This is a genomic window from Lactobacillus nasalidis (genome assembly GCF_016587775.1).
Lineage (GTDB): Bacteria > Bacillota > Bacilli > Lactobacillales > Lactobacillaceae > Lactobacillus > Lactobacillus nasalidis.
Genome location: NZ_BOCG01000269.1, coordinates 1 through 6,306, shown reverse-complemented (window position 1 = coordinate 6,306; position 6,306 = coordinate 1). Strand labels below are relative to the sequence as shown.

The following is a 6,306-nucleotide window of genomic DNA, read 5'->3' as shown; positions in this document are numbered from 1 at the left end:
CCATCTACAACCGCTTGACGGCCGATCTGCGCCGCCAGCAGGAAGAAGAGCGGCAAAAGCAGTTTGAAGCCAAGATCATGTCGGCCGGCCAGCAGGCGGCTGCTTCCAGCGTCGTCAAGAAGCCAAGCCAGCAAAAAGACGACGTCAAGGCCAAGAGCAAGGGCAAGAAACCGGACAGCCTGGTCCGGGTGCAGGGGCTGGAGGATCTGGACCTGCACTTTGCCAAGTGCTGCAACCCGGTGCCGGGCGATCCGATCGTCGGCTATGTCACCAAGGGCCGGGGGGTAACCGTCCACCGGGCCGACTGCCGGAACGTGACCAGCACCGACCCGGCAACGCAGGGCCGTTTGATCGACGTCGAATGGAACAACATCGACGAAAACAAGCAGGCTGGCTTCAACGCCAACTTTGAACTTTTTGGCTACAACCGCCAGAAGCTTCTGGGCGACGTTATCAACCGCTTGAATGCTTTGACCAAGAACATTACCAATGTTTCAGCCAGCATCAACGAGGAGAACATCGCTCACTTCTACATCACGGTTGAAGTCAAGAACGCTGCCCAGCTCAACGACATCATGGCCAAGCTGCGGGACATCCCGGACGTCTACGACACCAAGCGGACGGACAACTAGCTTTGGAAGAAGAATTTTAGGACGGAAAAAATGCGCGTAGTAATTCAAAGAGTCAACCATGCTGCTGTCCGGATCGACGGAGAAACCGTCGGCCAGATTCAAAAGGGCCTGCTTTTGCTGGTGGGCCTGGCAGAAGGCGATGGGGAAGAGCAGGTGGTCAAAGCCGCCGACAAGATCGCCAAGATGCGGATCTTCGAAGACGAGGCTGGCAAGACCAACCTGGGCATCAAGGATGTCGGCGGGCAGATCCTGTCTGTCAGCCAGTTTACCTTGCTGGCAGATACCAGAAAGGGCAACCGGCCCAGCTTCGTACACACCATGCGGCCGCCAAAGTCAAGCGAGCTCTGGGAGCGATTCAACCAAGAGCTGGCCGGCCATGGCCTGACCGTGGAAACGGGGAAGTTTGGCGCGGACATGAAAGTCGAACTGGAAAACGACGGTCCTTTCACGATCGTTTTGGACCTGTAGTTTTCCCTTTGATTTTTTGAAAAAAATGGTAAACTATAGATAACTGAATAGCCCATCGGAGGGTTTACGTTTTGTAAGCTGGATAAGATGTCGGTTCCTGGAACCGGTAAATCTTATCCGGCTTTTTTTGTTTTTTTAAAAGGAGGAAAACCGTGACCAAAAAACGTTTGATGATCCTGTCCCTGCTCTTGGGCGGCTTTATGACCGCTTTCTCAGAGACCCTGCTGAATACTGCCTTGCCAGCCATCATGACCGATCTGCATGTTTCGCAGATGACCGCCCAGTGGCTGAGCACCGGCTACATGCTGGCAGCGGCCATCATGATGCCCTTGTCGGCCTACTTCTTGAAAACAGTCAAGCTGAAAAAGCTGTTCTGCTCCTTGATGCTGGTATTTTTGCTGGGGGATGTCCTGGCGGCAGTTGCGCCGAACTTTTACCTGCTCTTGTTTGGCCGGATCATCCAAGCCCTCTGCGTCGGCATCAGCATGCCCTTGGTGCAGAGCACGATCGCGGGCCTTTTCCCGCCGCAAACCCGGGGCCGGGCCTTGGGGATCTGCAGCATTGTGATCAACCTGGGCCCGGCGGTCGGCCCGACCCTGTCAGGGGTGCTGGTGGACCGCTTTGGCTGGCGCAGCCTGTTCGTGGTTTTGATTCCGGTTGCCTTGCTGGCTTTTCTGGCCGGCTTGCTCTTCGTGGACAACATCACGGATACCCGGACTGACCAGATCGACTGGCTGTCGGTTCTGTATTCTTCCTTGGGCCTGGGCAGCCTGCTGTATGGTTTGTCGACCTTTGGCAATACGGCTTCCTTCAGTTGGCAGCTGCTGGTGACTGTTTTATTCGGCTTCAGCCTGGTCTGGCTGTTTGTCCGCCGGCAGGGCAAGCTGGTCAAGCCCCTGCTGGAACTCAAGGTCTTTAGGTCTGCTTCCTTTGCCAAGGCGGCCTTGGCAGTTTCCCTTAATTCCCTGGCCTTGATGGGGCCGGAACTCTTGATGCCCTTGTACAATCAAAAAGTTCACGGGCTCAGTGCGGAAACTTCCGGCTTGATCCTGCTGCCGGGGGCGCTTTTGATGGCCTTGATTGCGCCGGTTTCCGGCTGGATTTACGACAACTACGGATTAAAGAAGCTGGCCTTTTACGGACTGGGTCTGGGCACTCTGGCAACTCTGCCCATGATTTTCTTCACCCCAGCCACGCCAATCTGGCTGCTTGTCCTGGTCTATGCCAGCCGGGTCTGCGCGATCAATGCCTTGTGGACGCCGATTGAAGCCAGTGCTTTGAATTCTTTGCCGAAAAAGTACGTCGTTGACGGCAGCCCGGTCTTGATCACCTTGATGCAGATCGCCAATTCCTTAGGGACGGCCCTTTTGCTGGCGATTGCTTCCGTCGTGAAAAAGAACCTGCCTTCCGGCGGGGAAGCTGCCGGCTACCACTGGGCCTTCGTGGCAGTCTTGGCCATCACGGCTTTGGACTGGCTTTTGACCATGCGGCTGAACAACAAAAGCGAGCTGGCGGACAGCCTGAAATGAGGCTAGGCAGAGTTTTTTGCCCCCAGGCCTTGATTAGCAGGCCAAAACAAGATAAACTAAATGAGAATTATCAATGACAAAGAATGAAGATAGCAAGGCCTTTTCAGAGACTGCCCGTTTGGTGAAAGAGCAGATGGCTGCTAGCTGTGACCCTTTAGCAGATAATGGTTCGTTTCGTCAGCGTTAATGACAGCAAGCAAAAGGTGGTACCGTGCTATTTTCAAAGCGCCCTTGATTAAATTCAAGGGCGCTTTTTATGATCTTTAGTCAAAACAAGGAAACAAAGGTGAAACAATGAGAGTTCAAAGACCAAAAGGTACAGTCGACATTCTCCCGGAAACGTCCGGCCAGTGGGAAAAGGTAGAGCAGACCGCCCGGGACCTGTTCAAGCGGGCCAACTACCATGAAATCAGAACCCCGAGCTTTGAAAACTACGAACTCTTTTCCCGGTCATCTGGTGAAACCAGTGACGTGGTTGAAAAGGAAATGTACGATTTCGAAGACAAGGGCGGCCGGCACATTGCCCTCAGACCGGAAGGGACTGCTGGGGTAGTGCGGGCTTATGTCGAAAACAAGATCTACGGCCCGGACTATGTCAAGCCGTTCAACGTTTACTACATCGCTCCGATGTACCGCTATGAGCGTCCGCAGGCCGGCCGGCAAAGAGAATTCCACCAGATCGGGGTGGAAAGCTTCGGTTCAAACGGCTACCTGGCCGATGTTGAAACCATTCTGCTGGGTCACGACCTCCTGGCTGAACTGGGCGTGAAGAACTATGAGCTGCACATCAACACCCTTGGCGACAGCGATGTCCGCCAAGCTTACCACGATGCCCTGGTTGAATACTTTACTCCGGTCAAGGACCAGCTCTCAGAAGACTCTCAAAGACGGCTGGGCAAGAACCCGCTGCGGATCCTGGACTCCAAGGCCGAGGAAGACCAGCAGTTTTTGCCGGAAGCTCCAAAGATCCGCGACTACCTGGATGACGAGTCAAAGGAAAACTTCAGCAAGATCCTTTCCAGCCTGGACAAGCTGGGCGTCAAGTACGTCATCGACGACGACCTGGTCCGCGGTTTGGACTACTACACCGGCGTGATTTTTGAATTCATGGTCGATGACAAGTCCCTCTGGTCCAGCCCGTCGACTGTTTTGGGCGGGGGCCGCTACAACCACCTGGTTGAGGAATTTTCCGGCCCGGAAACGCCGGCTGTCGGCTTCGGGATCGGGGAAGAAAGACTGATGCTGGTTCTCTCCAAGCAGAATCCGGAAATGTTTGAGGACCAGGGCATCGACTTCTTCATTGCCAATATCGGTGAAGGAACCGACATCAAGGCAGTTGAAGTTGCCCGCCAGCTGCGCTCTCTTGGCTTCAGCGCCCAGTACGACGTTGACCAAAAGAAGCTCAAGGCCCAGTTCAGAAAGGCTGACCGGGTCGGTGCCAGCTACGTCATTACCTTGGGGGCCAAGGAACTGGCAGAGGGCAAGCTGACCGTCAAGCGCTTAAGCGACGGCGAACAGTTCAGCCTGGCTGAAGCAGACCTTGAGGACAAGGCCGGCTTGCTTTCAAAGATTGCAAAGTAGGAGATTTTTTAAAAGATGGAAAAAAGAACTGATTATTGCGGCAATATTACTGGCGAATATCTGAACCAAGACGTTTTGCTTTACGGCTGGGTTCAAAGAGTGCGCAACCTGGGCCAGCTGATCTTCATTGACCTGCGCGACCGGGAAGGGATCGTCCAAGTGGTGGTCAACCACGACTCCGGCAAGGAATTGATGGACGTGGCTGCTTCTCTGGGCCAGGAATATGTCATCGAAGTCAAGGGTCATGTCAACGAAAGATCCAGCAAGAACCCGGACATGAAGACCGGCGACGTTGAAGTTGCCGCCAGCGAAATCACGGTTTTGAACAAGGCCAAGACGCCGCCGTTTGAAATCAAGGACGACCTGGTAGCCAGCGAACAAACCCGCTTGAAGTACCGCTACCTGGACCTGCGCCGGCCGACTCTGCAAAACGCCTTGATCATGCGGGCCAAGATCATGACGGCCACCAACGCCTACCTGTCAGGCGAGGGCTTCATCAACATCGAAACTCCAGACCTGGGCAAGTCAACTCCTGAAGGCGCCCGGGACTACCTGGTTCCTTCCCGGGTCTACCCAGGCTCCTTCTACGCTTTGCCGCAGTCACCGCAGATCTTCAAGCAGCTCTTGATGGGGGCGGGTTTTGACAAGTACTACCAAATTGCCCGCTGCTTCAGAGACGAAGACCTGCGCGGGGACCGGCAGCCGGAATTCACCCAGATCGACCTGGAAACCTCCTTCATGGATGAAGAGGGCGTTCAAGAAGTAACTGAAGGCCTGCTGGCCAAGGTAATGAAGGATGTCAAGGGCATCGACCTAAAGCTGCCGCTGCCGCGGATCACCTGGCAGGAATCCATGGATAAGTACGGCTGCGACAAGCCGGACACCCGCTACGGCATGCTGATCCATGACTTGGGTGAAGTCTTTGCCAAGTCAGGCTTCAAGGTCTTTGCTTCAGCCCTTGAAAACGGCGGCTTTGTCCGCGGGATCGCGGTCAAGGGCGGGGCCAAGTTCTACTCCCGCAAGAAGATCGAAGCCATGCAGGACTACATCAAGCGTTACCACGCCAAGGGCCTGGCCTGGGTCAAGTATGAAGACGGCGAATTCTCTGGTCCGGTTTCCCGCTTCTTGAGCGATGAGGAAAAGGCCGGCCTGGTCAAGGAATTCGGCCTGGAAGGCGGAGAACTTCTGCTCTTCATCGCCGACCAATGGAAGGTCTGCTGCGACTCACTGGACTACCTGCGCCGGCAGACAGCCAAGGAAACCGGCATCATCCCGAAGGACACTTACAAGTACCTGTGGGTTGTTGACTGGCCGCTGTTTGAATACGACGAAGGCGACGAGCGCTGGATCGCGGCTCACCACCCATTCACCATGCCGGATGACAAGGGGATCGAACTCCTGGAAACCGACCCGCACAAGGCCCACGCCCGCAGCTACGACATCGTTTTGAACGGTTACGAGCTGGGCGGCGGCTCAATCCGGATCCACAAGCGGGACATCCAGGAAAAGATGTTCAAGGCTCTGGGCTTCACCAAGGAACGCGCCTACGAACAATTCGGCTTCCTGATGGACGCCCTGGACATGGGCTTCCCGCCGCACGCCGGACTGGCTATCGGTTTGGACCGCTTCGCCATGCTTTTGGCGGGCAAGGACAACATCCGTGACGTGATTGCCTTCCCGAAGAACGCCAGCGCCAGCGAACCGATGATGCACGCTCCGGCTCCGGTTGCTGACCAGCAGCTGACTGACTTGGGCATTGAAGTTGCTGACGACGCCAAGGACGGCGTGGAAAAGTACGAAGCTGCCCTGGAAGCTGAAGCGGCCGCGGACGTCAAGTCTCACGAAGAATAACAGCTGAAAAGAAAAAAGTTCAAGATCTTTCGGGATCTTGAACTTTTTTGTATTCTTTTTAAAAATGTCAGTTGTCTTGGTCAGTCTGGTCATTGACGGTGTCGGCTTGGTTGTTGCCGTTATCGTCGCTTTCCTCTGGCAGGTCGGCATTGGCGTTTGCAGTATTGTCGGCAGAGCTGCTGGTCTTGCTGGACTTGCTGCTCGTCTTGGCCGAAGAGCTGGAGCCGCCGGAAGTCGAACTGCCT

Annotated in this window: 5 protein-coding genes; all 5 read left to right on the top strand. The window is 55.1% G+C overall.

Features of this window, described 5'->3' with window-relative positions; all coding sequences use genetic code 11:
* A partial coding sequence (locus tag lacNas_RS04710; protein WP_201346644.1) for an ACT domain-containing protein occupies positions 1 to 632 on the top strand: 632 nt, incomplete at its 5' end.
* Positions 633 to 662: 30 nt separating this feature from the next.
* The gene (dtd, locus tag lacNas_RS04705) at positions 663 to 1,100 is read left to right on the top strand and encodes a D-aminoacyl-tRNA deacylase (RefSeq protein ID WP_201332096.1); all 438 of its coding nucleotides are present in this window, start codon (positions 663 to 665) and stop codon (positions 1,098 to 1,100) included.
* Between the two features lie 152 nt (positions 1,101 to 1,252).
* Positions 1,253 to 2,629: an MDR family MFS transporter gene (locus tag lacNas_RS04700; protein ID WP_201332095.1), complete on the top strand. Its 1,377-nt coding sequence runs from the start codon at positions 1,253 to 1,255 to the stop codon at positions 2,627 to 2,629.
* Positions 2,630 to 2,923: 294 nt separating this feature from the next.
* Positions 2,924 to 4,210: a histidine--tRNA ligase gene (gene hisS, locus lacNas_RS04695; RefSeq protein WP_201332094.1), complete on the top strand. Its 1,287-nt coding sequence runs from the start codon at positions 2,924 to 2,926 to the stop codon at positions 4,208 to 4,210.
* A gap of 15 nt (positions 4,211 to 4,225) precedes the next feature.
* The gene (gene aspS, locus lacNas_RS04690) at positions 4,226 to 6,061 is read left to right on the top strand and encodes an aspartate--tRNA ligase (protein WP_201332093.1); all 1,836 of its coding nucleotides are present in this window, start codon (positions 4,226 to 4,228) and stop codon (positions 6,059 to 6,061) included.
* Positions 6,062 to 6,306 lie beyond the last annotated feature (245 nt).